Raw genomic sequence first — 23,125 nt, forward strand, 5'->3', positions numbered from 1 at the left:
AGATATGAATGTGTGAACCCAATCAAATGTGGGAGCCGGGCTTGCCCGCGATGAGGCCGGCCCTGGCAACCTTAACGTTCAGTCAATGCAAACTGCGTCAAACAAAACGTCGGAATCCCCATGTCTTCCAGGCGTTGCGACCCGCCCAGCTCCGGCAGATCAATGATCGCCGCCGCTTCGAAGATCGTCGCCCCCATGCGTCGTACCAGGTTCGCCGCCGCGATCAGGGTGCCGCCGGTGGCGATCAGGTCATCGAACATCAACACTGAATCGCCCTCGCACAGGCTGTCGGCATGCACTTCCAGGAACGCTTCGCCGTACTCGGTTTGATAACCCTCGGCCAAAACGTCTGCGGGCAGCTTGCCCTGCTTGCGGAACAGGATCAGCGGCTTGTTCAACTGGTAGGCGATGATCGAACCGATCAGGAAACCCCGGGCATCCATCGCGCCAATATGGGTGAAATCGGCTTCGACATAACGCTGGGCAAAGCTGTCCGCGACCAGGCGCAGCGCGCGCGGCGATTGGAACAGGGGCGTAATGTCACGGAAGATCACCCCAGGCTTGGGGAAGTCGATGACGGGGCGGATCAGGGATTTGATGTCGAACGAATCGAAGGTCATCGTCGAAGAGTCCTGGGGCTGGAAACGGACTCGAAGTATACCTGCGGCCTCGCCGGTTGGCGCGGCCGCAAGTGTCTGGATCAACCCTCCAGCGAACCACCCGCCAGCGCACACAGCTGGATCGGGTCGAGGATATGCACTTCCTTGCCTTCGGCGGCCAGCAGTGAGTTCTGCTGAAAGCGCGTAAACACACGGGACACGGTTTCCACCGCGAGGCCCAGGTAGTTGCCGATTTCGTTGCGCGACATGCTCAGTCGGAACTGGTTGGCCGAGAAACCACGGGCACGGAAACGCGCCGACAGGTTGACCAGGAAGGTGGCGATGCGCTCGTCGGCAGTTTTCTTGGACAACAGCAGCATCATTTGCTGGTCGTCGCGAATCTCGCGGCTCATCACGCGCATCAACTGGCGACGCAGTTGCGGCAATTGCAGGGCCAGTTCATCCAAGCGTTCGAAGGGGATTTCGCACACCGATGTGGTCTCAAGGGCCTGGGCCGACACCGGGTGAATCTCGGTGTCCATGCCCGACAAGCCGACCAGTTCGCTGGGCAGGTGGAAGCCGGTGATCTGCTCTTCGCCGCTGTCGCTCAGGCTGAACGTCTTCAATGCACCCGAACGTACTGCATAAACGGAATCGAACTTGTCGCCCTGGCGAAACAAAAACTCGCCTTTCTTCAACGGGCGGCCACGTTTAACGATGTCGTCCAGCGCATCCATGTCTTCCAAATTCAACGAAAGTGGCAAGCAGAGGGGGGCCAGGCTGCAATCCTTGCAGTGGGCCTGGCCGTGAGCGCGCAGTTTAACTGGCTCGGACATTTCTTAAATCCTTGTGGGAAAACACACATAAGACGTAAGGGTAACGCACTGGGGGCCAATCAGGCCAGCGTGTACAAAAAACCGCCAGCGGTATAAAGCTTTTTGTATCGGGGCCGATACAACAGGCATACCTATTCGTCGGAGCTCGGATCATGTCTGTTATTGCGGCCTACAACCCTGCCATTCGTATCCCGACTGTGCCGGACGCAAAGCCGATTACCGAGACCAAGGCAACAACACCGGTCATTGAAGCTGCCACTGAAACCAAAGTGGTTGAAGGTGTGACCGTGACTATTTCCGCCGATGCATTCAAGGCCGCAGGTGCGGCCAAGAGTTCCAATGCGGATATCGATGACAGTGGCCTGGACGACAACGTCAAGCAGGTGCTGAAAATGATCCGTCAGTTGAAACAACAGATTGCCGAAAAACAGGCCGAGCTGGCGGCCGTTGCAGCGGCCAATAACCTCTCCCCCGAAGAGGCCCGAGCCAAGACCAGTGCTTTGCAGAGCGAGATAAGTTCTCTGCAGGCGGGCCTGATGTCAGCTCAGGCTTCGTTGGCCAAGGCGATGAAAGGCATGAGTGCCGAGGACTCGATGAAAGCCGCCTCGCTGTCGATGTAAATCAGATCACCCGTGAAAATCGTTGCCTGTTCTGGTGTTCCAGATAGGCATCGAACACCATGCACACCGAGCGCACCAACAAGCGCCCCGCCGGCAGTACGCGAATGCCCTGGGCGTCGAGTTCGATCAGGCCATCCTCGGCCATCGTCTCCAGCTGCGGCCATAGTTCGTCGAAATACCCGCGAAAATCAATATTGAAGGCCTGCTCGATCGCTTCGAATGCCAGGCTGAAATTGCAGATCAACTGCTGAATTACCTCCCGCCGCAATCGATCATCCGTGGTGCACACCAGCCCACGGCTGGTAGCCAGCTGTGCGCCGGCCAATGCGTTCTGGTAGCCGTTGAGGTCGCTGCTGTTCTGGCAGTACAGGTTGCCGATCTGGCTGATCGCCGACACCCCGAGCCCGATCAAGTCGCAGTGCCCGTGGGTGGTGTAGCCCTGGAAGTTGCGTTGCAGGGTGCCTTCTTCCTGAGCGATGGCCAGCTCGTCGTCGGGCAGCGCGAAATGGTCCATGCCGATGTAACGGTAACCGGCCTGGGTCAGTTGCTCGATAGTGGTTTGCAGCATCAAGAGCTTTGAGGCCGGGGAGGGCAGGTCCTCGGTGTTGATGCGCCGCTGGGGCATGAAACGCTCCGGCAGGTGCGCGTAGTTGAACACCGACAACCGGTCGGGTTGCAGCTTGATGACTTCTTCCACGGTACGCGCAAAATTGATCGGCGTTTGCTTGGGCAGGCCGTAGATCAGGTCGATATTGATCGAGCGAAATTGCAGCGTGCGCGCCGCATCGATCACCGCGCGGGTTTCTTCCAGGCTTTGCAGGCGATTGACCGCCCGTTGCACCTCGGGATCGAGGTCTTGCAGGCCGATACTCACGCGGTTGAAACCCAGCTCACGCAGCAGGCCCATGGTGGCCCAGTCGGCTTCGCGAGGGTCGATTTCGATGCCGTAGTCGCCCGAGTCGTCATCCAGCAGATTGAAGTGCTGGCGCAGGCAGCCCATGACCTGGCGCAGTTCGTCGTGACTGAGAAAGGTCGGGGTGCCGCCGCCGAAGTGCAGTTGCTCAACCCGCTGTTTCGGGTCGAGGTGGCAGGCCATCAGCTGGATTTCCTGCTCCAGGCGTTGCAGGTAGGCCTGGGCGCGACCCCGGTCCTTGGTGATGACCTTGTTGCAGGCGCAGTAGTAGCAGATGTTCGCGCAGAATGGCACATGCACATACAACGACAACGGCCGCGCGGCCTTGCGGCTGTCGCGCAGGGCGTGGAGCAGGTCGAAGGTGCCGACCTGGCTGTCGAATTGTACGGCGGTGGGGTAGGACGTGTAGCGCGGTCCCGCCAAGTCGTAGCGGTGAATCAGATTGGCGTCCCAACGAATGGCGTCGAGCATGCGGGCGTTCCCCCGGATAGGCTAGTGGGCCGAGTCTAGGGGCGTGGCGGGGATGGCATCTTGACTTGCATCAACGGGGAGCGGCGCTATGCCACATGGCGATTTAATGGCCCATTAGCCAGTGCTGGTGTGGGCCGGGTAATGTCCAGATACCGAAGAGCATGACCAGCAAACCACCCGCCATCCGCACGCTGCGCTTTCGCAATAACGCCGTCACCCGTTCAGCGGCCAACCCCGTCGCCAGCAAGACCGGCCAGGTGCCCAGGCCAAATGCGAGCATCAGCAGCCCGCTGTCCCAGGCATTGCCTTGGCTCGCCGCCCACAGCAGGGTGCTGTAGACCAACCCACACGGCAACCAACCCCACAGCGCGCCCAACAGCAATGCGCGCGGCACGCTGGACACGGGCAGCAAACGGTTGGCGACGGGCTGTATGTAGCGCCACAGGCCGCGTCCGAGGCTTTCGATACGGGTGAGGCCACTCCACCAGCCGGCCAGGTACAAGCCCATGCAGATCAACAACAACCCGGCCAGTACACGCATGAACAGGGCGGCCGGGCTGTTGGCGACTGCCCAACCCGCCAGGCCGATCAACACCCCGGCCGCGGCATAGCTGAAGATGCGCCCCAGATTGTAGGCCAGCAGCAGTTGAAACCTGCGACCGCGCTGTTCCTTGGGGATCGCCAGGGTCAGCGCACCCATCAGCCCGCCGCACATGCCCAGGCAATGGCCGCCGCCCAGCAGGCCGAGGATCAGTGCGGAGACCAGCAGGGGCGCCAGTTCAAGCATGGGGCGGGTCTTTAGGCGGTTGCTCGGGGTGGTTGGCTTCTTCGACGCCGGCCAGGTGGTTCGGGTCCTGATCGTCGAACAGCACGCTATGGGCGGGGCCGTCGAGGTCGTCGTACTGGCCGCTGTCCACCGCCCAGAAGAAGATGTAGATGGCCACGCCCACTAACAGCAGCGCCGCCGGAATCATCACGTATAAAGCTGGCATCTGCACTCCATGTCCCTGCGGCTCACACCGGCAGCGGGCGGGTTACTGAGGGGGCTCGGGTCGCCGGCGCGCTCGGCAGGCGAGTCAGGCGCAGGGCGTTGAGCACCACGGTCAACGAACTGAGGGACATGCCCACGGCCGCCCAGATCGGGGTGATCCAACCCAGGGCGGCAAACGGCAGCATAAGGCCATTGTACAGCCCGGCCCACAGCAGGTTTTCAATGATCACCCTACGGGTGCGCCGCGCCAGGGTAAAGGCTTGTACCAAGGCGTCCAGGCGGTTGGACAGCAGCACGGCATCGGCGCTGGTCTTGGCCAGGTCGGTGGCCGTGCCCATTGCCACGCTGATGTCGGCGGCGGCAAGCACCGGTACATCGTTGACCCCATCGCCGAGCATCAGCACCTTGCGGCCTTCCTTGTGCAGTTGTTGCAGGACTTGCAGCTTGTCATCGGGGCGCAGGCCGCCGTGGGCCTCATCGATACCCAGCTCAGCAGCGACACTGGCGACCATCGGCGAGCTGTCTCCGGACAACAACAGTGTGCGCCAGCCGCGCGCCTTGCACGCGGCCAGCAATGCAGGGGCGTCGCTGCGCAGGCGGTCGTCGAGCACGAACCAGGCCAGGGCGCCTTCGCGGTCGCCCAGCAGTAGCCACTGGCCCGACACTTGCGGTTCGGCAGGAATCGGGCAACCACTGAGTTCACACACAAAACCGGGTTGGCCAATGCGCAATACGCGCTCGCCGACGCGCCCTTCCAGGCCCAGCCCTGGCGAACTGATGACCTCATCAGCGGCCAGTGGCGCTCGCCCAAAGGCGCGGGCAATCGGGTGTTCGGAACGGTTTTCCAGGGCGGCGGCGAGGCTCAGGCACAGGTCGGTGCTCAGGGGGCCGAGGGGCCGGATGGCCCTTAATGCCAGGCGCCCTTCGGTCAGGGTGCCGGTCTTGTCGAAAATCACCGTGTCGATCTGGTTCAACCCTTCCAGCACATGGCCTCGGGTCAACAGCAGGCCGAGTTTGTGCAAGGTGCCGGTGGCGGCGGTGAGGGCGGTGGGGGTGGCCAGGGACAGTGCGCAAGGGCAGGTCGCCACCAGCATTGCCAGCACAATCCAGAACGCCCGCGACGCGTCCAGCTCCCACCACAGCAGGCCGATCAGCGCGGCGGCCATCAGCGAACACAACAGGAACCACTGCGCGGCGCGGTCGGCGATTTGCGCCAGGCGCGGTTTCTCCGCCTGGGCCCGTTCCAGCAGGCGCACGATGGCGGACAGGCGGGTGTCGTGGCCCAAGGCGCGCACTTCGACGGTCAGCGCGCCTTCGACATTGAGCGTGCCTGCCGTGACCGCGTCGCCAGCCTGGCGGGGTTGCGGCAGGTACTCGCCGGTTAGTAGGGATTCATCAATGCTCGATTGGCCTTCCAGAATCACGCCATCCGCTGGCAGCACGGCGCCCGGATGCACCAACACACGATCGCCCAGCGCCAGTTCGGGCAGCAAGATGCGTTCGCTCTGGCCGTCGGCCTTGAGCCGCAGGCACGACGCGGGCAGCAAGTTGACCAACTGCGCGGTGGCCGCGGCCGTGCGTTCACGGGCGCGGCGCTCAAGGTAGCGACCGGCCAGCAGAAACAGCGCGAACATGCCCACCGCGTCGAAGTACAACTCACCCACGCCGGTGATCGCGGTCCAGATCCCCGCCAAATAAGCACCGCCGATGGCCAGTGACACCGAAACGTCCATGGTCAGGTGGCGGGTGCGCAAGTCGCGCATAGCCCCCTTGAAAAACGGTGCGCAGCTGTAGAACACGATGGGTGTTGTAAGAAACATCGCCACCCAGCGCAGGATCACGTGCAGCTCCGGGCTGAGGTCTATATTGAATTCCGGCCAGGTGGCCATGGTTGCCATCATCGCCTGGAACCACAGCAGACCCGCCACGCCCAATTGGCGCAAGGCCAGGCGGTTTTCGCTGGCCAGTTGCTCGGCGGCGCGGTCCGGCTGATAGGGGTGGGCAGCGTAGCCGATATGGCGCAATTCGCTGAGCAGCTGGCTCAGCGGCAGTTGCCCGTCGGCCCAGCGCACCTGCAGTCGATGGTTGGACAGGTTCAACCGCGCCTCGGCCACAGCGGGCAGGCTGCGCAGGTGTTTTTCGATCAGCCAGCCGCAGGCCGCGCAGCTGATGCCTTCCATCAACAAGGTGGCTTCGGCCAGTTCGCCTTCGTGGCGCACGAAAGGTTTTTGCACATCGGCGCGGTCATACAGCGCCAGCTCGTCCACCAGTTGCACCGGCAATGCCTCAGGGTTGGCCGAGGCTTCGCTACGGTGCTGGTAGTAGCTTTCCAGGCCGCCGGCGACAATCGCTTCGGCCACTGCCTGGCAGCCGGGGCAGCAGAGTTCGCGGCGTTCGCCGAGGATCACTGCGGTGAAGCGGCTGCCGGGCGGGACGGGCAGGGCGCAGTGGTAGCAGGGGATCGGGCTGGTCATGGTTATGGATCTTAGTCGGCTGTGAGGGCCTCATCGCGGGCAAGCCCGGCGCCCACAGGGGACCGCGATCCAATGTGGGAGCGGGCTTGCCCGCGATGCGCGAAGCGCAGGTTCGTTACTTCTTCAGGTCTTCGGCACCCTGCAACGGTTCATCGCCCAACAGCAAGTCCTTGTCGTGGCTGACCTGTTCTTCTTCGAACATGCGCCAGGTGCGGTCGCCTTCCACGCCGAGCAACTCGACGAAGCGACGGCCTTCGACCTTGTCGGTGACTTGGCCGATGTAGCGGCCAGGCTCGCTGGCGCTGCGGGCCAGGTTGATCTTGCGATCCTTCTCCGGCTGGGTCGGAGAAATCAGGTTCAATTCCAGGGTAGTCGGGTTGCTGTTGCCGGTGAGGTTCACCTCGACTTCACCGGTCAGCTCATCCAGGTGCACCTTGGCGCGCAGTTGCAGGGTCTGGGCCAGCAGTTCGCGGTCCAGGGAGCGGTTGATGCCTTTGCCGGCCTCGTAGTAGTTGTCGTTGACCAGGTTGTCCGGGTTATTCACTGCGATAGTCACCATGGACAGGGTCAGCGTCACCGAGCAGGCCAGGATGGCAATGATGATCCAGGGCCAGAGGTGCTTGTACCAGGGGCTTGCGGCAGTTGCTACGGACATTGTTCGGTTCTCTTGATTAACGAACTTGCGGGCCGATGAATCGGCTCTTGGCTTCAATGTGGACGCTGGCGTCATCGGCATCGGTGAGGATGAATTTCACCTCGTTGGTGCTCGACGGCAATTGTTCCGGCGCACTCGACAGCTCGACCGGCATGCTGACGATATCACCGGCAGCCACCTTGATTTCGCGGCGGCCTTGCAGCTTGAGGTCCGGCAGGCCGGCGGCGTCGAGCACGTAGGTGTGGTCGCGCTGATCCTTGTTCATGATCTTCAGGCTGTAGACGTTTTCGATGCGGCCTTCGGCGTTTTCGCGATACAGCACACGGTCCTTGCTCACGTCGAAACCCACCAAAGAGCGCATGAAGAACGCCGCCACCAACAGGCTGATCATCGCCAGCAGCACCAGCGCATAACCGATCAGGCGCGGGCGCAGCTTGTGGGTTTTTTGCCCCGACAGGTTGTGTTCGGTGGTGTAGCTGATCAGGCCGCGCGGGTACTCCATCTTATCCATGATGTTGTCGCAGGCGTCGATACACGCGGCGCAGCCGATGCACTCGATCTGCAGCCCGTCGCGAATGTCGATGCCGGTGGGGCACACCTGCACGCACATCGTGCAATCGATGCAATCGCCGAGGCCCTGGGCCTTGTAGTCGACGCCTTTTTTGCGCGGGCCACGCAGTTCGCCACGGCGTGGATCGTAGGAAACGATCAGGGTGTCCTTGTCGAACATCACGCTCTGGAAGCGTGCATACGGGCACATGTAGATGCACACCTGTTCGCGCAGCCAGCCGGCGTTGCCATAGGTGGCGAGGGTGAAGAACCCCACCCAGAAATACGACCAGCCATCGGCCTGGCCGGTAAAGAAGTCGAACACCAGTTCGCGGATCGGCGAGAAATAGCCGACAAAGGTCATGCCGGTGACAAAACCGATCAGCAGCCACAGCGTGTGTTTGCTGAACTTGCGCAGGAATTTGTTGGCACCCATCGGTGCTTTATCGAGCTTGATGCGCTGGTTGCGGTCGCCTTCGGTGACCTTTTCACACCACATGAAGATCCACGTCCACACGCTTTGCGGACAGGTGTAGCCGCACCACACACGACCGGCATACACCGTGATAAAGAACAGGCCAAACGCCGCGACGATAAGAATGCCCGAGAGCAGGATGAAGTCCTGGGGCCAGAAGGTCGCGCCAAAAATAAAGAACTTACGCTCCGGCAGGTTCCACCACACGGCCTGGTGGCCACCCCAGTTCAGCCACACGGTGCCGAAGTAGAGCAGGAAAAGACCGGCACCACCGAGCATGCGCAGATTGCGGAACAGGCCGGTGAAGGCACGGGTGTAGATTTTCTCTCGCGAGGCGTAGAGGTCGACGGTTTTACTGTCGGAACCGTTTGTGTGTTTGGCAGGCGGGGTAACGTCATGTACCGGTATCTGGTTGCTCATCATTGCATCCCACGGCGGTGGAGATTTGCCTCGGCCAGTACGTGCCAACCGGGGTCAAATTAAGGGTGTTGCAGTGGCCTGATGATACGCCCCTGAGGGTATGCCAGGGGTGCGACCTTTGGTCGCGTTGGGGAAAATCAATTGATGGTGTACGTGATCTGGATCAATTGACTTGGCAAGTATGGACGGTTTTTGCGGGTAAGGCGGTCATTCGTCCCATGGGTTAATCAGTGAAACGCCGCTGGATTTGAAATCACTGACATTGCGCGTAACGACGGTTAACCCATGTACCAGAGCAGTAGCGGCGATCAGTGCATCGCTTTCATTGGCCCGGTCAGGAACATGCAGATGTGCACAGCGCAGTGCAACCGCAGCATCCACCGACAGAATCCTGGCATCAAAAGCGGGCATTACATGGCGCTTGAGCCAGGTTCTCAGCACCTTCCCTTGTGCCGGGTTTCGGCGCTCAACACGCAAGACCCCGGTTTCCAATTCTTTCAGCGTAATCGCTGAAATAAACATGCGTGGAGCGATCACACTTTTGGCCCAGGCGACCACCTTTGCATCGGCGTGGGGTTTACGCAGTTCGGAGATAACGTTGGTGTCGAGCAGATACATCAAGAGAGGTCCACGGGTCGATGAGTGATCACGGCACGTTCGGTTTCGAAGTCGATATCGGCCGCTTCCGGCATCACTAGCAGATCAACGATATCGGCATTGAGCCCTGTCAGTTTCTGGTAGTCCTCAATACTTAGCAGTACATGGGCAGGCTTGCCGCGATCGGTGATAAAAACCGGCCCCTGGCGGGCGGCTTTTTTGGCACCACTTGTGTCTTGGTTGAATTCGCGGCTGGAAATGGTTGTGATGGTCATGAGGTGGCCCCCTCCGTCAGACTTCATGTAGTTACGTTACTACTTGGAAGTCGACGGCGGCAAGTCGGAGGCTACAAACGGTCATGTGCTCCAATTTGAACAGCTTCTGGGAGCCAGAAAGACCAAAGCCCCGCCAGCTTGCGCTGCACGGGGCTCTGGTCTTTTCGAGTGGTTACTGCTCTTCAGCCTTCTTATCCCCATGGGACAAGCTGTACACATACGCTGCCAGCAAGTGCACTTTGTCGTTGCCTTGCAGTTGCTCCTGAGCAGGCATCTGGCCCTGGCGGCCCCAGCGGATGGTCTGTTGCAGTTGAGCAAAGCTCGAACCGTAGATGAACGCGCCCGGATGGGTCAGGTCGGGCGCGCCCATGGCAGGGGTGCCTTTGCCGGCAGGACCGTGGCAGGCCACGCAGTTGGCGGCGAAGAGTTTCTCGCCGTTGGCCACATCGGCTTTCACGCCTTCGGGCAGCTTGCGGCCGTCAAGGTTGGTGACGACGAACGCCGCCACATCACTGACGCCTTGCTCCTTGAGGATATCCAGCCAGGCCGGCATCACCGCATGGCGGCCTTTCATGATGGTTTCCTTGATGGTGGCCGGCTCGCCACCCCAGCGCCAGTCGGCATCGGTCAGGTTGGGGAAGCCATAGGCACCCTTGGCGTCGGAACCGTGGCACACCGAGCAGTTGGAGGCGAACAGGCGGCCGCCCATCTTCAAGGCTTGTGGGTCCTTGGCGACTTCTTCAATCGGCATCGACGCGAATTTGGCGAAGATCGGGCCGAACTTGGCGTCCGACTTGGCCATTTCCTTTTCCCATTCGTGCACGCCGGTCCAGCCGGTCTGGCCGTTGGCGAAGGGGGTTTGCTTGTCGTTGTCGAGGTAGCTGTAGCCCGGCAGCAGGCCCTTCCAGTTACCCAGGCCGGGGTACAGCGCCAGGTAGCCGAGGGCGAAGATGATGGTGCCGACGAACAGCATGAACCACCACTTGGGCAGGGGGTTGTCGTACTCCTCGATGCCGTCGAACGAGTGGCCGACGGTCTCGTCGGTTTGCTCGGCGCGCTGGCCCTTGCGGGTCGACAGCAGCAGCCAGGTCAGGGCGAAGATGGTACCCAGGCTGAGGACTGTGACGTACAGACTCCAGAACGTAGTCATTCTTTGTTACTCCTAGAAGCTTGCTCGACGTGCTTGATGGCTTCGGGATCATCCGCAAAGGGCAGCAAGGTCGCGTCTTCAAACTCCGACTTGCGCTTGGGGCTGAACACCCACAACGCCAGGCCGATAAAGGCCACCATCACCACAACGGTGCCCAGGCCACGAATCATCCCGATATCCATGAAGAATCACCGTTTGCTTTTGATGATGGTGCCCAGGCCTTGCAGGTAGGCCACCAGTGCGTCCATTTCGGTCTTGCCCTTTACGGCTGCGGCTGCACCGGCGATGTCTTCGTCGGTGTAGGGCACGCCCAGGGTGCGCAAGACTTCCATCTTCTTCGCGGTGTCCTTGCCGTCGAGCTTGTTTTCCACGAGGAACGGGTACGCCGGCATTTTCGATTCAGGCACCACGTTGCGCGGGTTGTACAAGTGCGCGCGCTGCCAGTCATCGGAGTAACGCCCGCCGACACGGGCCAGGTCCGGGCCGGTGCGCTTGGAACCCCACAGGAACGGGTGGTCCCACACGCTTTCGCCGGCAACCGAGTAGTGGCCGTAGCGTTCGGTTTCGGCGCGGAACGGGCGGATCATCTGCGAGTGGCAGCCGACACACCCGTTGGCGATGTAGACGTCGCGGCCTTCCAGTTCAAGGGCGGTGCGCGGCTTCATGCCTTCGACCGGCTTGTTGGTCACATCCTGGAAGAACAGCGGAACGATCTGGGTCAGGCCGCCGATACTCACGGCGATGACCATGAAGAAGGCCAGCAGGCCGATATTCTTCTCGACTACTTCATGCTTCATCAGTGAGCTCCCACAACGGCGATCTTGGCGGCGGCTTCGGCTTCTGCCGGGTCGGAGGCACGCACGGTGCGCCAGACGTTGTAGGCCATGAACAGCATGCCGGCGGCAAAGAACGCACCGCCCAGGGCGCGGACGATGTAGCCCGGGTGGCTGGCTTGCAGCGCTTCGACGAAGGAGTAGGTGAGGGTGCCGTCATCGTTGATCGCACGCCACATCAGGCCTTGGGTGATCCCGTTGACCCACATCGAGGCGATATAGAGCACGGTGCCGATGGTGGCCAGCCAGAAGTGGGTGTTGATCAGCGCGACGCTGTGCATCTGCACGCGGCCGAACAGTCTGGGGATCATGTGGTAGATCGCACCGATGGAGATCATCGCCACCCAGCCGAGAGCGCCGGCGTGTACGTGGCCGATGGTCCAGTCGGTGTAGTGGGACAGTGAGTTGACGGTCTTGATCGCCATCATCGGCCCTTCGAAGGTCGACATGCCGTAGAAGGCCAGCGATACCACGAGGAAGCGCAGGATCGGGTCGGTGCGCAATTTATGCCACGCGCCCGACAGGGTCATCATGCCGTTGATCATGCCGCCCCAGCTCGGGGCCAGCAGGATGATCGACATCGCCATGCCTAGCGACTGCGCCCAATCCGGCAGCGCGGTGTAGTGCAAGTGGTGCGGACCGGCCCAGATGTACAGGGTGATCAGCGCCCAGAAGTGCACGATGGACAAGCGATACGAGTAAATAGGACGTTCGGCCTGTTTCGGCACGAAGTAGTACATCATCCCCAGGAAACCGGTGGTGAGGAAGAAACCTACGGCGTTGTGGCCGTACCACCACTGGATCATCGCATCCGTGGCCCCGGCGTAGGCCGAGTAGGACTTGAACAGGCTGACCGGCAACGACGCGTGGTTGACGATGTGCAGCATCGCCGTCACCAGGATGAACGCGCCGTAGAACCAGTTGCCCACATAAATGTGCTTGGTCTTGCGCTTGACGATGGTGCCGAAGAACACCACGGCATAGGTCACCCACACGATGGCGAGCAAAATGGCGATGGGCCATTCCAGCTCGGCGTATTCCTTGGTGGTGGTGTACCCCAGCGGCAGGGTGACGATGGCGCCGACGATGACCGCTTGCCAACCCCAGAAGGTGAAGGCCGCGAGGCTGTCGGAGATCAGTCGCGTCTGGCAGGTTCGCTGCACGACATAGTAGGAGGTGGCAAACAATGCACATCCGCCGAAGGCGAAGATCACCAGGTTGGTGTGCAGCGGGCGCAGGCGGCCAAAGGTTGTCCATGGCAAACCGAAATTCAATTCCGGCCAAACCAGTTGCGAGGCGATGAACACCCCGAGCCCCATGCCAAGGATCCCCCAGACCACCGTCATGATGGCGAACTGGCGGACTACCTTATAGTTATAAGCAGTCGGACTGATTGCTGTGCTCATTCTAAGGTTCCACGGTTTAGGTTTTTTTATAGGTAAAATCGGCCGCAAGTATGTAGAAAGCGAGGGGCCATTGCAACGCAATGGCTGACCTGTATCAATGCGTTCCACGCCAGATTCTGCGCCCTTTCCATGTTTGGCGTAAGGACAAAATTCGAAATCAAAAGCTGATCGAGTGGACAGGAAAATTTTGGGGTCGCAACGAATGCCGTCGCGTACGCCAGGATTGGTCCGCTTTGGGAACAAGCGTAGACCCGAAAGTGAGGGGGGGAAAGGTGGGCTTTGGAAGGGTGTGACACTTGGTCGCGTGCGAAGTCGAGCTGCCGCCCCATTGTGGGGCGGCAGTTCAGGGGTTACTCGGGCTGGCTTTCTGGCGTTGCGCCATCAGCGTTGTGGGATAGGCTGTAAACGTAGGCGGCCAACAGGTGCACCTTGTCATTGCCTTGCAGCACTTCCTGCGCCGGCATCTGGCCTTGGCGGCCGTGACGGATGGTCTGCTGCAACTGCGCGAGGCTGGTGCCATAGATGTAGCCGGCCGGTTTGGTCAGGTCGGGCGCACCCATGGCTTCCATGCCGTGGCCTTCCGGACCGTGGCAGGCAACACAGGTGGTGTTGAACGCCGTTTGGCCAGCCGCCAGGTCGGCAGTGCTGTCAGCCGGCAGGGGCAGCTTGGCCACGTCGTGACGCACATAGGCGGCGACGTTTTTCACACCTTCATCGCCGAGCATGTCACCCCAGGCCGGCATCGCGGCATGACGGCCGTTCAGGATGGTGGTCTTGATTGCCTCGGCCGAACCGCCCCAGCGCCAGATGTTGTCCGCCAGGTTCGGGAAACCAAACGCGCCCTTGGCGTCCGAGCCGTGGCACACCGCGCAGTTGGAGGCAAACAGGCGACCGCCCATTTTCAGCGCTTGCGGGTCTTTGGCGACTTCTTCCACGGGCATGGCCGAGAACTTGGCGAAGATCGGCCCGAACTTGGCGTCGGCCTTGGCCATTTCCTTGTCCCATTCCTTGGTCTGGGTCCAGCCGTCTTGATAGCCTGGCAACACGCCTTTCCAGTTGCCCAGGCCCGGGTAGAGGATCAGGTAGCCGACCGCAAACACCAGGGTGCCGGCGAACAGCATGAACCACCACTGGGGCAGCGGGTTGTCGTATTCCTCGATACCGTCGAAGGCGTGGCCCATGGTCTGGTCGACGCTGCCCTTGGTCTCGCCCTTGCGGGTGCCGACCAAAAGCCAGGTCAGGCCGATCAGGCTGCCGAGGGTCAGTACGCAGATCCATGTACTCCAGAATAGGGTCATGGCCGAGTGCTCCTTATTGCAGGCTCTTCTTGAGCGTCGGATGGAGAAGGTTCATCGGCGAAGGGCAGCAGGCGCGCCTGCTCGAATTCCGCATTGCGCCGGTTGTTGAACACCCACAACGACAGGCCGATAAAGGCGATAGCAACCACCAGCGTGCCGAGGCCGCGGATGGTGCCCGCATCGAATTCAAATCCCATGGCTCACCTCTTGCTCTTGATGGCAGTGCCGAGCACTTGCAGGTACGAGACCAGTGCGTCCATCTCAGTCTTGCCCTTGAGGCTGGCCACGGCACCATTGATGTCGTCGTCGGTGTACGGCACGCCGAGGGTGCGCATCACGTTCAACTTGGTCTCGGTGTGGCTGCTGTCGACGGCGGCGGTGACCAGCCACGGGTAGGCCGGCATTTTCGACTCGGGCACCACGTTGCGCGGGTTGTACAAGTGCGCGCGGTGCCAGTCGTCCGAGTAGCGGGCGCCGACGCGTGCCAGGTCCGGGCCGGTGCGCTTGGAGCCCCACAGGAACGGGTGGTCCCACACGCTTTCGCCCGCCACCGAGTAGTGGCCATAGCGTTCGGTCTCGGCGCGGAACGGGCGGATCATCTGCGAGTGGCACTGTACGCAGCCTTCGCGGATGTAGATGTCACGGCCTTCCAATTGCAGCGCGGTGTAGGGCTTCATGCCTTCCACCGGTTTATTGGTGACGTCCTGGAAGAACAGCGGGACGATCTGGGTCAGGCCGCCGATGCTCACGGCCAGCACCATGAGCAGCATCAGCAGGCCGACGTTCTTTTCAATCGTTTCGTGTTTCATCACAGACTCCTCAGGCCAGCTGCGCAGTGGTGGTGGCTTCGACGGGCTGCGCCGAACGCACGGTGCGCCAGGTGTTGTAAGCCATCAGAAACATGCCGCAGAGGAACACCGCACCGCCCACCAGCCGCACGATGAAACCAGGGTGGCTGGCCACCAGGGTTTCGACGAAGGAGTAGGTCAAGGTGCCGTCTTCGTTGATTGCACGCCACATCAGGCCCTGGGCGATGCCGTTGACCCACATCGAGGCGATGTAGAGCACGGTGCCGATGGTGGCCAGCCAGAAGTGCGCGTTGATCAGGCCTAGGCTGTACATCTGCTCGCGGCCGAAGACTTTCGGGATCATGTGGTACAGCGCGCCGATGGAAATCATCGCCACCCAACCGAGGGCGCCAGCGTGTACGTGGCCGATGGTCCAGTCGGTGTAGTGGGAGAGGGCGTTGACGGTCTTGATCGCCATCATCGGGCCTTCGAACGTCGACATGCCGTAGAAGGCCAGGGAGACGACGAGGAAGCGCAGAATCGGGTCACTGCGCAATTTATGCCAGGCACCCGACAAGGTCATCATGCCGTTGATCATGCCGCCCCAGCTCGGTGCCAGCAGCACCAGCGACATCACCATGCCCAGGGACTGTGCCCAGTCAGGCAGCGCGGTGTAGTGCAAGTGGTGTGGGCCGGCCCAGATGTACAGGGTGATCAGCGCCCAGAAGTGCACAATGGACAAGCGATAGGAATACACCGGACGCTCGGCCTGCTTGGGCACGAAGTAATACATCATGCCGAGGAAGCCGGCGGTGAGGAAAAAGCCTACCGCGTTATGCCCGTACCACCACTGCACCATGGCATCCGTCGCACCGCCGTAGAGGGAGTAGGACTTGGTCAGGCTGACCGGGATTTCCAGGTTGTTGACGATATGCAGGATCGCCACGGTGATGATGAACGCACCGAAGAACCAGTTGCCGACGTAGATGTGCTTAGTGTTGCGCTTCATCACCGTGCCGAAGAACACGATGGCGTAGGCCACCCAGACGATGGTGATGAGGATGTCGATCGGCCATTCCAGCTCGGCGTATTCCTTGGAACTGGTGTAGCCCAGCGGCAAGCTGATCGCGGCCAACAGGATGACCAACTGCCAGCCCCAGAAGCAGAACGCGGCGATCTTCGGCGCGAACAGCCGGGTTTGGCAGGTGCGTTGTACCGAGTAGAAAGAGCTGGCGAATAGCGCGCAGCCGCCGAAGGCGAAGATCACCGCGTTGGTGTGCAACGGGCGCAGGCGGCCGAAGCTGGTCCAAGGCAAGTCGAAGTTGAGTGCAGGCCAGACCAATTGGGCGGCGAGAAAAACCCCGAGCCCCATGCCGACGATGCCCCACACCACCGTCATAATGGCGAATTGGCGGACCACCTTGTAGTTATAGGCGGTACTTAAAGTAGTGTTCATGGTTCCCCATCCACGGTTCAACCCAAGCAAGTGCGGCACTTGGGCTGGAGTTATAGGCAGACTGAATAGCGAGGCAAGCATGGGCAAAGAGCACAAGGCCAGTATTGACGGGGATCAATGGGCGCAGTGTGTGCGGGAACACGGCTGGTTGTGGGATGTCGCGTCGACGGTTGCGGGACGTGAACCTGTGACGCTGATCCTGGCCCACGGCGCTGGTGCACCGATGGACTCATCCTTCATGAACGACATGGCTGCACGCCTTGCCGGGCATGGGGTCAGCGTGTTGCGCTTCGAGTTTCCCTACATGGCTCAACGCCGTGTCGACGGCGGCAAGCGCCCGCCGAACCCGGCACCGAAACTGCTGGAAGCCTGGCGCGAGGTGGCGGCCGAGGTGCGACGTCATGTCGCTGGGACACTGGCCATTGGCGGCAAGTCCATGGGCGGGCGCATGGCCAGTTTGTTGGCTGATGAAGTGGGCGCCGATGGGTTGGTGTGCCTGGGGTATCCGTTCTATGCGCCGGGTAAACCGGAGAAGCCACGCACTGAGCATCTGGCTGGGTTGAAGACGCCGACCTTGATTGTGCAGGGCGAGCGCGATGCCCTGGGGAATCGGGCGACGGTGGAGGGGTATGTGTTATCGCCGAGCATCGAGGTGATGTGGTTGGTGGCGGGGGATCATGATTTGAAGCCGTTGAAGGCGTCGGGGTTTACGCATGAGCAGCATTTGGCGGCTGCGGCGGTGAAGGTCGCTGAGTTTCTCGGCGCCTGTTAGGGACCCTTCGCGAGCAAGCCCGCTCCCACATTTGAATGCATTCACACATCAACATGTGGGAGCGGGCTTGCTCGCGAAAGCGATCTACCGGTTAAACCGCTCTACCAGCGAATACTGGGTATTCGCCGTATGGGTCAGCTCTTCACTCAACTGCGCCGAGTTCATCGCCTGTTCCGACGTCTGGTCCGCCAACAGCGCAATCGTACTGATATTACGGCTGATCTCTTCTGCCACCGAGCTTTGTTCTTCGGTCGCTGCCGCGATCTGGGTAGTCATGTCGGTGATATGCGCCACCGCTTCACTGATGCCCACCAACGCCTGATCGGCCTCCATCACCCGCGCCACGCCTTCTTCGGCCTGGCGATGCCCGGCGTCCATGGTTTGCACGGCGGCGGCAGCGGTCTGCTGCAGCTTGGCGATCAAGGCATGGATCTGCCCGGTTGATTCAGCGGTGCGCTGTGCCAGTTGACGGACTTCGTCGGCGACGACCGCAAAACCACGGCCCATCTCGCCGGCACGGGCCGCTTCGATGGCGGCGTTGAGTGCCAGCAGGTTGGTCTGGTCGGCAATGCCTTTGATCACATCGACCACGCCGCCGATTTCATCGCTGTCCTTGGCCAGTTGGGTGACGGTCACACCGGTCTCGCCCACGGCCACTGACAGACGCTGGATCGCCTCGCGGGTTTCCCCGGCGATATCGCGGCCGCGACCGGTCAGGCGGTTAGCCTCCTGGGTCGCATCGGCGGTACGCTGCACGTGGCTGGCGACTTCCTGCGTGGTGGCTGCCATCTGATTGACTGCGGTCGCCACCTGTTCGGTCTCGACGCGCTGGCGTTCCAGGCCACTGGAGCTGTTATGCGCCAGGGTGTTGGACTGCGCGGCTTGGTCGTTGAGGTGTTCGGCGGTGTCCTGCAAGCGCGTCAGGCAAGTCTTCAGACGTGCCTCCTGGCTGAGGATCGACATTTCCAGACGCGCCTGGGCGCCACGGCTGTCGGTGTACATCTGCGCGATCAACGGGTCGGACGTGGTCTGCTCAGCCAGGCGCAGCAAGCGTTTGAGGCCGCGCTGTTGCCAACTCAGGCCCAGCAGGCCCAACGGCACCGACAACCCCGCCGCCAGGGCAAAGCCCCAGTGGGAGTTCAGCGACGCACCAATCATGAAGCTCAATTGGCTCACCAGGATAAACGGCAGCCAGTCCTGCAACACCGGCAGCCACTTGTCCCGTTGGGGGATCGCCGACTTGCCCTGGTTGATGCGGTGGTAGAGCGCTTCGGCACGGCGGATCTGCTCGGCGGTGGGCTTGATGCGCACCGATTCGTAGCCGACCACCTGATTGCCTTCGAAAACGGGCGTCACGTAGGCGTTAACCCAGTAATGATCACCGGTCTTGCAGCGGTTCTTGACGATGCCCATCCATGGCAAGCCTTGTTTGAGCGTGGACCACATGTGCGCGAACACCGCCGGCGGCACATCCGGGTGACGCACCAGGTTGTGCGGGGCACGCACCAGTTCGTCGCGGGAGAACCCACTGATCTCGACGAAAGCGTCGTTGCAGTAGGTGATCACGCCTTTGGCATCTGTGGTGGAGATCAACCGTTGCTGAGCGGGGAAGGTACGTTCGCGCTGGGTAACGGGTTGGTTATTACGCATGATTGTTCAATCCGCAAGGCTTTCAAGGGTTGTCGGCCGCAGCGGGCTTTTATTTAGCTTAATTTTGTAATAATCAGCTGGCCAGCATCGGGTAGGTAAACAACCCGAAGTGAAGCAGATTCAGGCCAAAGTGCGTGGCAATGGCTGCACCCAGTCCGCCAAAGCGATAAGCGAGGCCATAACCGACGCCTGCAATGCTCGCCAGCAGTACCCAATGCCAGCCTGCCCCAAGGTGCACCAGGCCAAATAGCAGGGATGCCAGCAGCAACGCGAGGTTTTCTCCATAGGGCAGGTGCTTGAAGCGCCTGCTCAAGCCGCCCTGGACATAACCACGAAACAGCGCTTCTTCGACAAGAGTCACCAGCAGCAAATTATTCAGCACCCATAACCAGGCCTGTTCCGGCCATTTCGGCGCCCAGGTGATCATCCCCAGCAAGGCGGCGCCGCCCAAGGCTGCGATGGCGGTGAGCGTCAAGGCGAGGGCGGCCACGCAGATCGATAAGCGCAGCGAACGCCGCGCCACAATCCACGGGCAGGCCAGCAGCAGCCAGAAGCCAATCAGCGGTTTGTCCTGGTTCAGGTACATCGAGAAGGGCACTGCATCGTCGGTGAAACGTTGCGGAGCAATACCACGTCCGTTGTAGAAACCCGGCAACCAGTGCATCGCCAGGCCCAGGGCCAATACGATAAACAGCCCGTGACCCAGGTAGCGCGCCCACGGCGTGCGTTGCTGGCGTACGGCGTAGCCGGCGATCAGCAGCAGGGCGACGGACACGCCCGCCAGCGCCCCCAGTTGCCCGTAGATCAAGGCCAGCAGATAGCCGATGGAAAGAAGCGCCAGGTACAGCCAGGGCAATGCGATCATGGGGAGTCCTTGGAAAAATCTGGGCGGCATTATAGCGAGCCATCTCGCAGGGCCCACATGAAAACTCCGCCATTCAGGGTGATTGCAAAACCTATCAACGGCTGGTTATAGTCCGAGTCTCTTCATCCCTTCACACAAGATCAGCCATGCCAGCTCTCCAGCGCACAGCAGTAATCGATTCAGCGGTCAACGCTGCAGTCGAGCCGTGCGGAGAAAAGCAGCCTGTGCAGATCAGTCACTACCCCCCACCTGCCAGCAGCACGCCGGTGTACGCAGTCGTATCACCGCCGGGTGTTGGTATTTCGGGCTGATCAGCTGATTGCTGTTCCCGTCTGCCCGCCTGAAAAAACCTTGAACTTCAGCTTTTGCTGAGTCGGCTTTTTTGCCTGATTACAGGTGGTAACCATGTCTGTTCTTTCGAAACAATCCGTGGCCGCGGCGGCCTCGACGAGCCTGTTTGTCCTGCTGTGGAGCAGCGGGGCGATCTTCTCCAAATGGGGCCTGGCCCACGCGTCCCCCTTCGCGTTTCTGCTCATCCGCTTTGCCATCGCTCTCGCGGGCCTGGTGGTGCTGATACCGATCCTCAAGCTGAAACTGCCGCGCCCCGGCAAGCCGCTGTTGTACGCAGCGGCGACGGGGTTGGTGTTATTGGGGGCCTACCAGATTTTCTATCTGTTGGCCCTGGACCTGAGCGTCACCCCCGGCGTGATGGCAACCATCATGGGCGTACAGCCGATCCTCACCGTGGTGCTGATGGAACGCCAGCGTTCGCTGCGCCGCGTGTTCGGGCTGGGCCTCGGGTTGGCGGGGCTGATCATGGTGGTGTATCAAGGCATCGGTCTGTCCGGCATGTCCCTGGCAGGCATGCTGTTCGGGCTGTTGGCCCTGGCCAGCATGACCTTCGGCTCGATCATGCAGAAGCGCATCACCGACAACCCCTTGGGCACGCTGCCGGTGCAGTACCTGGCGGGGCTCCTGCTGTGTTCGGTATTTGTGCCCTTTCAGCCGTTCCACTTTGAATACAGCAGCAGCTTTTACCTGCCGGTGCTGTGGATGGGGCTGGTGGTATCGTTGCTGGCAACGCTACTGCTGTACCGCCTGATCGCCCGAGGCAACCTGGTGAACGTCACCAGTCTGTTTTACCTGGTACCGGCGGTGACGGCGGTGATGGACTACCTGATCTTTGGCAACAGGCTCGCGATGCTGAGCGTGTTGGGGATGGGGTTGATCATTGTTGGGTTGGTGTTTGTGTTTCGCAAAGGTTAGGGACGCGTGCCCTCCTGCGTCGTTGTGGGCGCAGGAGGGCCAGGCCGGAGGGGCTACTGGCTCAGTGTCTCGGCCAGGGATTTCACGTATTCGCGTAATTCCGGTACAGCCGTCGCTTCCCAGTCACGTGCCTGGAGGAAGGGGCCGACGTAATACAGCCAGCTTGATTCTGTCCCGTCACACCCTACCAGGGCGCCGGAAGGGGCGATGGCCATGCTTGTTCCAAGTGCGTCCGGAATCAGCAGGCCGCCGATTCGCAGTGATTCCAGTAAGGGGTCGTCCAATTCTCGAAGGTCAAATGCCGGTGTCGTACAGTTGATCACTGCGCCGACTTCAATGCTGTCCTGGATGCAGGTGCCCCGGCGTTGAAAACTTACACTGACATGATCTTCATTGGGGGTGTAGCCGGTTACCCGTCCCGCAAAAAGTTTGAGTTTGCCGCTGGCGATCTCGGCCTGCAGGCGTGCTCCTGGCTGTGGGGCGCAACGGTGGCGATGAGTATCCCAGTACGGGCGCACATGACGCAAAAAGCGCTGTCGCTCGATAATGGGCAGTGCATGCCATAGTTGAGCCGTGGTTGACCTGAGCCCGCCGATGACGTCCCTCCAGTCCCCCCCGGTACGCGCTTGGTGCATGATTGCGTCACGGACTGTGCGCAGATAGTGACGGATCGTGCAGTTGTCTAACATTCGTCGGGACAGGTGTTCATCATAAGAAGGGCGTGCGTTCAGCACCCGATGAGGTTGTGGGGCGAGGCCTCGACGAGATACGGCATAAATCATTCCCTGATGCCCACGGTCACGCAGGTCAAGCACGACGTCCAGCATCGTCAGTCCGCTACCGATGAGAAAAATGGGGGCGTCCGAGCCGACATTGCTGAGTGCGTCGGCTTTCCAGGGGTCATGTATGTAGCGCGGGTTTGCGTAAAACAGTTGGTGCCCTGCTGCGCTGGACGGTTTTTGGCGGGCGCAGCTGCCGATACTCAAGACGACCTTGTCGACCTCCAAATGATCGCCGTTGTTCATGATTAAGCGCGCCCCATCACGCTCTGCGTTGGGTATCACCTCAACAACCTCGCCGATGACATTGTGCAGTTCGCAACCTTTAGCTGCGTTTTGCGAGGCGTTGCTCAACAATGACTCCAAATAGTCACCGTAAAGGCGTCTTTGCACAAAGGATCCGGACGTGATGTTGGAATCATGGTTCTTGGCGAACGCATAGAAACTGTCTTCATCGTCACTCAGGGCGTTCATTCTGCCCGCGGGGACGTTGAGTAGATGCGCGTAAGAGCGGGTTCCATAGGCAATGCCACGCGCAATTGCGCCAGGCCGGCTAATCAACAGGATTTTCTGTCGCGCGCCGGTTGGATTACGCAGTAAACGCACTGCTAGCGTCGAGCCGCAAAAGCCTGCACCAATAATTGCGATGGTCTGGGTCTTCATCCTTGCTCCAGTGTGGATGGGGGGGCTCACCTGACAACGTGAGACGTCCAATTTTTTTTGAGGGCGGGTGGTCCTGCAAGCGATGAGCGCATAGTGACGCGGATGGCGGCACCATTCCAGTGCTCAACGGGTAGGCTCGAGCGTTTATTGATAGGGCTCAATGGGCGTGCGGCTATATAGGGAATTAAAACTCAGAAGCTTGAATGATGTTAATGAGCCATATCGATCAAAAGTTAAGTACGTGCTTGGCTATAATTAGTGAACTTTCTTACAGGCCATGCTGTCACTGTTCCTTGGCGCCAAGTTAGTCATATAGCCCATAGC

24 protein-coding genes are annotated in these 23,125 nt (G+C 60.7%); 3 read left to right on the top strand and 21 right to left on the bottom strand.

The features are described 5' to 3' along the window. Window positions 1-71: 71 nt before the first annotated feature. Both BMZ57_RS00975 and fnr read right to left on the bottom strand, forming a co-directional pair. A complete protein-coding gene (locus tag BMZ57_RS00975) occupies window positions 72-620 on the bottom strand; it encodes an adenine phosphoribosyltransferase (protein WP_010208542.1) in 549 nt (182 codons plus the stop codon). 80 nt (window positions 621-700) lie between these two features. Next, window positions 701-1,435 (bottom strand): fumarate/nitrate reduction transcriptional regulator Fnr, encoded by a 735-nt coding sequence (gene fnr / locus BMZ57_RS00980; RefSeq protein ID WP_010208544.1) that lies wholly within the window; start codon window positions 1,433-1,435, stop codon window positions 701-703. A 152-nt stretch (window positions 1,436-1,587) separates the two neighbouring features. Here fnr and BMZ57_RS00985 point away from each other — a divergent pair, with 152 nt between their 5' ends. Continuing rightward, on the top strand, window positions 1,588-2,055 hold the full coding sequence (locus BMZ57_RS00985) for a FlxA-like family protein (protein ID WP_010208545.1): 468 nt from the start codon (window positions 1,588-1,590) through the stop codon (window positions 2,053-2,055). A gap of 1 nt (window position 2,056) precedes the next feature. Here the strand turns inward: BMZ57_RS00985 and hemN are convergent, their stop codons facing one another. From hemN to ccoN (BMZ57_RS01065), 16 genes are all read right to left on the bottom strand, one after another. Further along, entirely contained in the window at window positions 2,057-3,439 is a 1,383-nt protein-coding gene (gene hemN / locus BMZ57_RS00990; RefSeq protein ID WP_010208547.1) for an oxygen-independent coproporphyrinogen III oxidase, read from the bottom strand. 103 nt (window positions 3,440-3,542) lie between these two features. Continuing rightward, window positions 3,543-4,226 carry a sulfite exporter TauE/SafE family protein gene (locus tag BMZ57_RS00995; RefSeq protein WP_010208548.1) on the bottom strand — a complete coding sequence of 228 codons (684 nt, stop codon included), beginning with the start codon at window positions 4,224-4,226 and terminating at the stop codon, window positions 3,543-3,545. Next, window positions 4,219-4,431, bottom strand: a complete 213-nt coding sequence (ccoS, locus tag BMZ57_RS01000; RefSeq protein WP_010208549.1) for a cbb3-type cytochrome oxidase assembly protein CcoS — start codon at window positions 4,429-4,431, stop codon at window positions 4,219-4,221. Before ccoS ends, BMZ57_RS00995 begins: the two co-directional genes overlap by 8 nt. Window positions 4,432-4,453: 22 nt before the next feature. Then, entirely contained in the window at window positions 4,454-6,904 is a 2,451-nt protein-coding gene (locus tag BMZ57_RS01005; RefSeq protein ID WP_044287662.1) for a heavy metal translocating P-type ATPase, read from the bottom strand. A gap of 115 nt (window positions 6,905-7,019) precedes the next feature. After that, window positions 7,020-7,559 carry a FixH family protein gene (locus tag BMZ57_RS01010; protein ID WP_010208551.1) on the bottom strand — a complete coding sequence of 180 codons (540 nt, stop codon included), beginning with the start codon at window positions 7,557-7,559 and terminating at the stop codon, window positions 7,020-7,022. 16 nt (window positions 7,560-7,575) lie between these two features. Further along, a complete protein-coding gene (gene ccoG, locus BMZ57_RS01015) occupies window positions 7,576-9,003 on the bottom strand; it encodes a cytochrome c oxidase accessory protein CcoG (RefSeq protein ID WP_010208552.1) in 1,428 nt (475 codons plus the stop codon). A 207-nt stretch (window positions 9,004-9,210) separates the two neighbouring features. Next, a complete protein-coding gene (locus BMZ57_RS01020) occupies window positions 9,211-9,621 on the bottom strand; it encodes a type II toxin-antitoxin system VapC family toxin (protein ID WP_044287660.1) in 411 nt (136 codons plus the stop codon). Then, complete coding sequence (locus BMZ57_RS01025; RefSeq protein ID WP_010208555.1) at window positions 9,621-9,875, bottom strand: type II toxin-antitoxin system Phd/YefM family antitoxin; 255 nt, start codon at window positions 9,873-9,875, stop codon at window positions 9,621-9,623. Before BMZ57_RS01025 ends, BMZ57_RS01020 begins: the two co-directional genes overlap by 1 nt. A gap of 172 nt (window positions 9,876-10,047) precedes the next feature. Then, window positions 10,048-11,025, bottom strand: a complete 978-nt coding sequence (ccoP, locus tag BMZ57_RS01030; RefSeq protein ID WP_010208556.1) for a cytochrome-c oxidase, cbb3-type subunit III — start codon at window positions 11,023-11,025, stop codon at window positions 10,048-10,050. Continuing rightward, the gene (locus tag BMZ57_RS01035) at window positions 11,022-11,207 is read right to left on the bottom strand and encodes a CcoQ/FixQ family Cbb3-type cytochrome c oxidase assembly chaperone (protein WP_003175465.1); all 186 of its coding nucleotides are present in this window, start codon (window positions 11,205-11,207) and stop codon (window positions 11,022-11,024) included. The genes ccoP (BMZ57_RS01030) and BMZ57_RS01035 overlap by 4 nt, the downstream gene beginning before the upstream one ends. 6 nt (window positions 11,208-11,213) lie before the next feature. Next, window positions 11,214-11,822, bottom strand: coding sequence for a cytochrome-c oxidase, cbb3-type subunit II (gene ccoO, locus BMZ57_RS01040; RefSeq protein WP_003193167.1), 609 nt, complete (start codon window positions 11,820-11,822; stop codon window positions 11,214-11,216). Further along, window positions 11,822-13,264 carry a cytochrome-c oxidase, cbb3-type subunit I gene (gene ccoN / locus BMZ57_RS01045; protein WP_021490916.1) on the bottom strand — a complete coding sequence of 481 codons (1,443 nt, stop codon included), beginning with the start codon at window positions 13,262-13,264 and terminating at the stop codon, window positions 11,822-11,824. The genes ccoO (BMZ57_RS01040) and ccoN (BMZ57_RS01045) overlap by 1 nt, the downstream gene beginning before the upstream one ends. 350 nt (window positions 13,265-13,614) lie before the next feature. Then, window positions 13,615-14,562 (bottom strand): cytochrome-c oxidase, cbb3-type subunit III, encoded by a 948-nt coding sequence (gene ccoP / locus BMZ57_RS01050; RefSeq protein WP_021490915.1) that lies wholly within the window; start codon window positions 14,560-14,562, stop codon window positions 13,615-13,617. Beyond that, the gene (locus BMZ57_RS01055; protein ID WP_010208563.1) at window positions 14,559-14,759 is read right to left on the bottom strand and encodes a cbb3-type cytochrome oxidase subunit 3; all 201 of its coding nucleotides are present in this window, start codon (window positions 14,757-14,759) and stop codon (window positions 14,559-14,561) included. Before BMZ57_RS01055 ends, ccoP (BMZ57_RS01050) begins: the two co-directional genes overlap by 4 nt. 3 nt (window positions 14,760-14,762) lie before the next feature. Next, window positions 14,763-15,371 carry a cytochrome-c oxidase, cbb3-type subunit II gene (gene ccoO / locus BMZ57_RS01060; protein ID WP_010208565.1) on the bottom strand — a complete coding sequence of 203 codons (609 nt, stop codon included), beginning with the start codon at window positions 15,369-15,371 and terminating at the stop codon, window positions 14,763-14,765. A gap of 10 nt (window positions 15,372-15,381) precedes the next feature. Further along, window positions 15,382-16,806 (bottom strand): cytochrome-c oxidase, cbb3-type subunit I, encoded by a 1,425-nt coding sequence (gene ccoN / locus BMZ57_RS01065; RefSeq protein WP_021490914.1) that lies wholly within the window; start codon window positions 16,804-16,806, stop codon window positions 15,382-15,384. A 79-nt stretch (window positions 16,807-16,885) separates the two neighbouring features. Between ccoN (BMZ57_RS01065) and BMZ57_RS01070 the strand changes: the two genes are divergently transcribed. After that, window positions 16,886-17,578, top strand: coding sequence for an alpha/beta family hydrolase (locus tag BMZ57_RS01070; RefSeq protein ID WP_042571899.1), 693 nt, complete (start codon window positions 16,886-16,888; stop codon window positions 17,576-17,578). An 84-nt stretch (window positions 17,579-17,662) separates the two neighbouring features. On the opposite strand, the gene BMZ57_RS01075 is transcribed toward BMZ57_RS01070, so the two are convergent. Together BMZ57_RS01075 and BMZ57_RS01080 are read right to left on the bottom strand one after the other, a co-directional pair. Next, window positions 17,663-19,228: a methyl-accepting chemotaxis protein gene (locus BMZ57_RS01075; RefSeq protein ID WP_010208570.1), complete on the bottom strand. Its 1,566-nt coding sequence runs from the start codon at window positions 19,226-19,228 to the stop codon at window positions 17,663-17,665. Between the two features lie 73 nt (window positions 19,229-19,301). Further along, window positions 19,302-20,093 (bottom strand): CPBP family intramembrane glutamic endopeptidase, encoded by a 792-nt coding sequence (locus BMZ57_RS01080; RefSeq protein WP_069673229.1) that lies wholly within the window; start codon window positions 20,091-20,093, stop codon window positions 19,302-19,304. A gap of 405 nt (window positions 20,094-20,498) precedes the next feature. Here BMZ57_RS01080 and BMZ57_RS01085 point away from each other — a divergent pair, with 405 nt between their 5' ends. After that, complete coding sequence (locus tag BMZ57_RS01085) at window positions 20,499-21,359, top strand: DMT family transporter (RefSeq protein ID WP_042571897.1); 861 nt, start codon at window positions 20,499-20,501, stop codon at window positions 21,357-21,359. Window positions 21,360-21,412: 53 nt separating this feature from the next. Here the strand turns inward: BMZ57_RS01085 and BMZ57_RS01090 are convergent, their stop codons facing one another. Further along, window positions 21,413-22,801 carry an FAD/NAD(P)-binding protein gene (locus BMZ57_RS01090; protein ID WP_010208576.1) on the bottom strand — a complete coding sequence of 463 codons (1,389 nt, stop codon included), beginning with the start codon at window positions 22,799-22,801 and terminating at the stop codon, window positions 21,413-21,415. Window positions 22,802-23,125: the final 324 nt, after the last annotated feature.

Source organism: Pseudomonas simiae (assembly GCF_900111895.1).
Classification (GTDB): domain Bacteria; phylum Pseudomonadota; class Gammaproteobacteria; order Pseudomonadales; family Pseudomonadaceae; genus Aquipseudomonas; species Aquipseudomonas simiae.

Bases quoted from the DNA above. Each gene is read 5' to 3' on its own strand.
- BMZ57_RS01020 (WP_044287660.1), bottom strand. From the start codon at position 9,621: ATGTATCTGCTCGACACCAACGTTATCTCCGAACTGCGTAAACCCCAC.
- BMZ57_RS00975 (WP_010208542.1), bottom strand. From the start codon at position 620: ATGACCTTCGATTCGTTCGACATCAAATCCCTGATCCGCCCCGTCATC.
- hemN (WP_010208547.1), bottom strand. From the start codon at position 3,439: ATGCTCGACGCCATTCGTTGGGACGCCAATCTGATTCACCGCTACGAC.
- BMZ57_RS01010 (WP_010208551.1), bottom strand. From the start codon at position 7,559: ATGTCCGTAGCAACTGCCGCAAGCCCCTGGTACAAGCACCTCTGGCCC.
- ccoG (WP_010208552.1), bottom strand. From the start codon at position 9,003: ATGAGCAACCAGATACCGGTACATGACGTTACCCCGCCTGCCAAACAC.
- ccoN (WP_021490916.1), bottom strand. From the start codon at position 13,264: ATGAGCACAGCAATCAGTCCGACTGCTTATAACTATAAGGTAGTCCGC.
- BMZ57_RS01085 (WP_042571897.1), top strand. From the start codon at position 20,499: ATGTCTGTTCTTTCGAAACAATCCGTGGCCGCGGCGGCCTCGACGAGC.
- BMZ57_RS01075 (WP_010208570.1), bottom strand. From the start codon at position 19,228: ATGCGTAATAACCAACCCGTTACCCAGCGCGAACGTACCTTCCCCGCT.
- ccoP (WP_021490915.1), bottom strand. From the start codon at position 14,562: ATGACCCTATTCTGGAGTACATGGATCTGCGTACTGACCCTCGGCAGC.
- BMZ57_RS01070 (WP_042571899.1), top strand. From the start codon at position 16,886: ATGGGCAAAGAGCACAAGGCCAGTATTGACGGGGATCAATGGGCGCAG.
- BMZ57_RS00995 (WP_010208548.1), bottom strand. From the start codon at position 4,226: ATGCTTGAACTGGCGCCCCTGCTGGTCTCCGCACTGATCCTCGGCCTG.
- ccoO (WP_003193167.1), bottom strand. From the start codon at position 11,822: ATGAAGCATGAAGTAGTCGAGAAGAATATCGGCCTGCTGGCCTTCTTC.
- BMZ57_RS01090 (WP_010208576.1), bottom strand. From the start codon at position 22,801: ATGAAGACCCAGACCATCGCAATTATTGGTGCAGGCTTTTGCGGCTCG.
- BMZ57_RS01080 (WP_069673229.1), bottom strand. From the start codon at position 20,093: ATGATCGCATTGCCCTGGCTGTACCTGGCGCTTCTTTCCATCGGCTAT.
- BMZ57_RS01005 (WP_044287662.1), bottom strand. From the start codon at position 6,904: ATGACCAGCCCGATCCCCTGCTACCACTGCGCCCTGCCCGTCCCGCCC.
- ccoS (WP_010208549.1), bottom strand. From the start codon at position 4,431: ATGCCAGCTTTATACGTGATGATTCCGGCGGCGCTGCTGTTAGTGGGC.
- BMZ57_RS00985 (WP_010208545.1), top strand. From the start codon at position 1,588: ATGTCTGTTATTGCGGCCTACAACCCTGCCATTCGTATCCCGACTGTG.
- BMZ57_RS01055 (WP_010208563.1), bottom strand. From the start codon at position 14,759: ATGGGATTTGAATTCGATGCGGGCACCATCCGCGGCCTCGGCACGCTG.
- ccoO (WP_010208565.1), bottom strand. From the start codon at position 15,371: ATGAAACACGAAACGATTGAAAAGAACGTCGGCCTGCTGATGCTGCTC.
- ccoP (WP_010208556.1), bottom strand. From the start codon at position 11,025: ATGACTACGTTCTGGAGTCTGTACGTCACAGTCCTCAGCCTGGGTACC.
- BMZ57_RS01025 (WP_010208555.1), bottom strand. From the start codon at position 9,875: ATGACCATCACAACCATTTCCAGCCGCGAATTCAACCAAGACACAAGT.
- fnr (WP_010208544.1), bottom strand. From the start codon at position 1,435: ATGTCCGAGCCAGTTAAACTGCGCGCTCACGGCCAGGCCCACTGCAAG.
- ccoN (WP_021490914.1), bottom strand. From the start codon at position 16,806: ATGAACACTACTTTAAGTACCGCCTATAACTACAAGGTGGTCCGCCAA.
- BMZ57_RS01035 (WP_003175465.1), bottom strand. From the start codon at position 11,207: ATGGATATCGGGATGATTCGTGGCCTGGGCACCGTTGTGGTGATGGTG.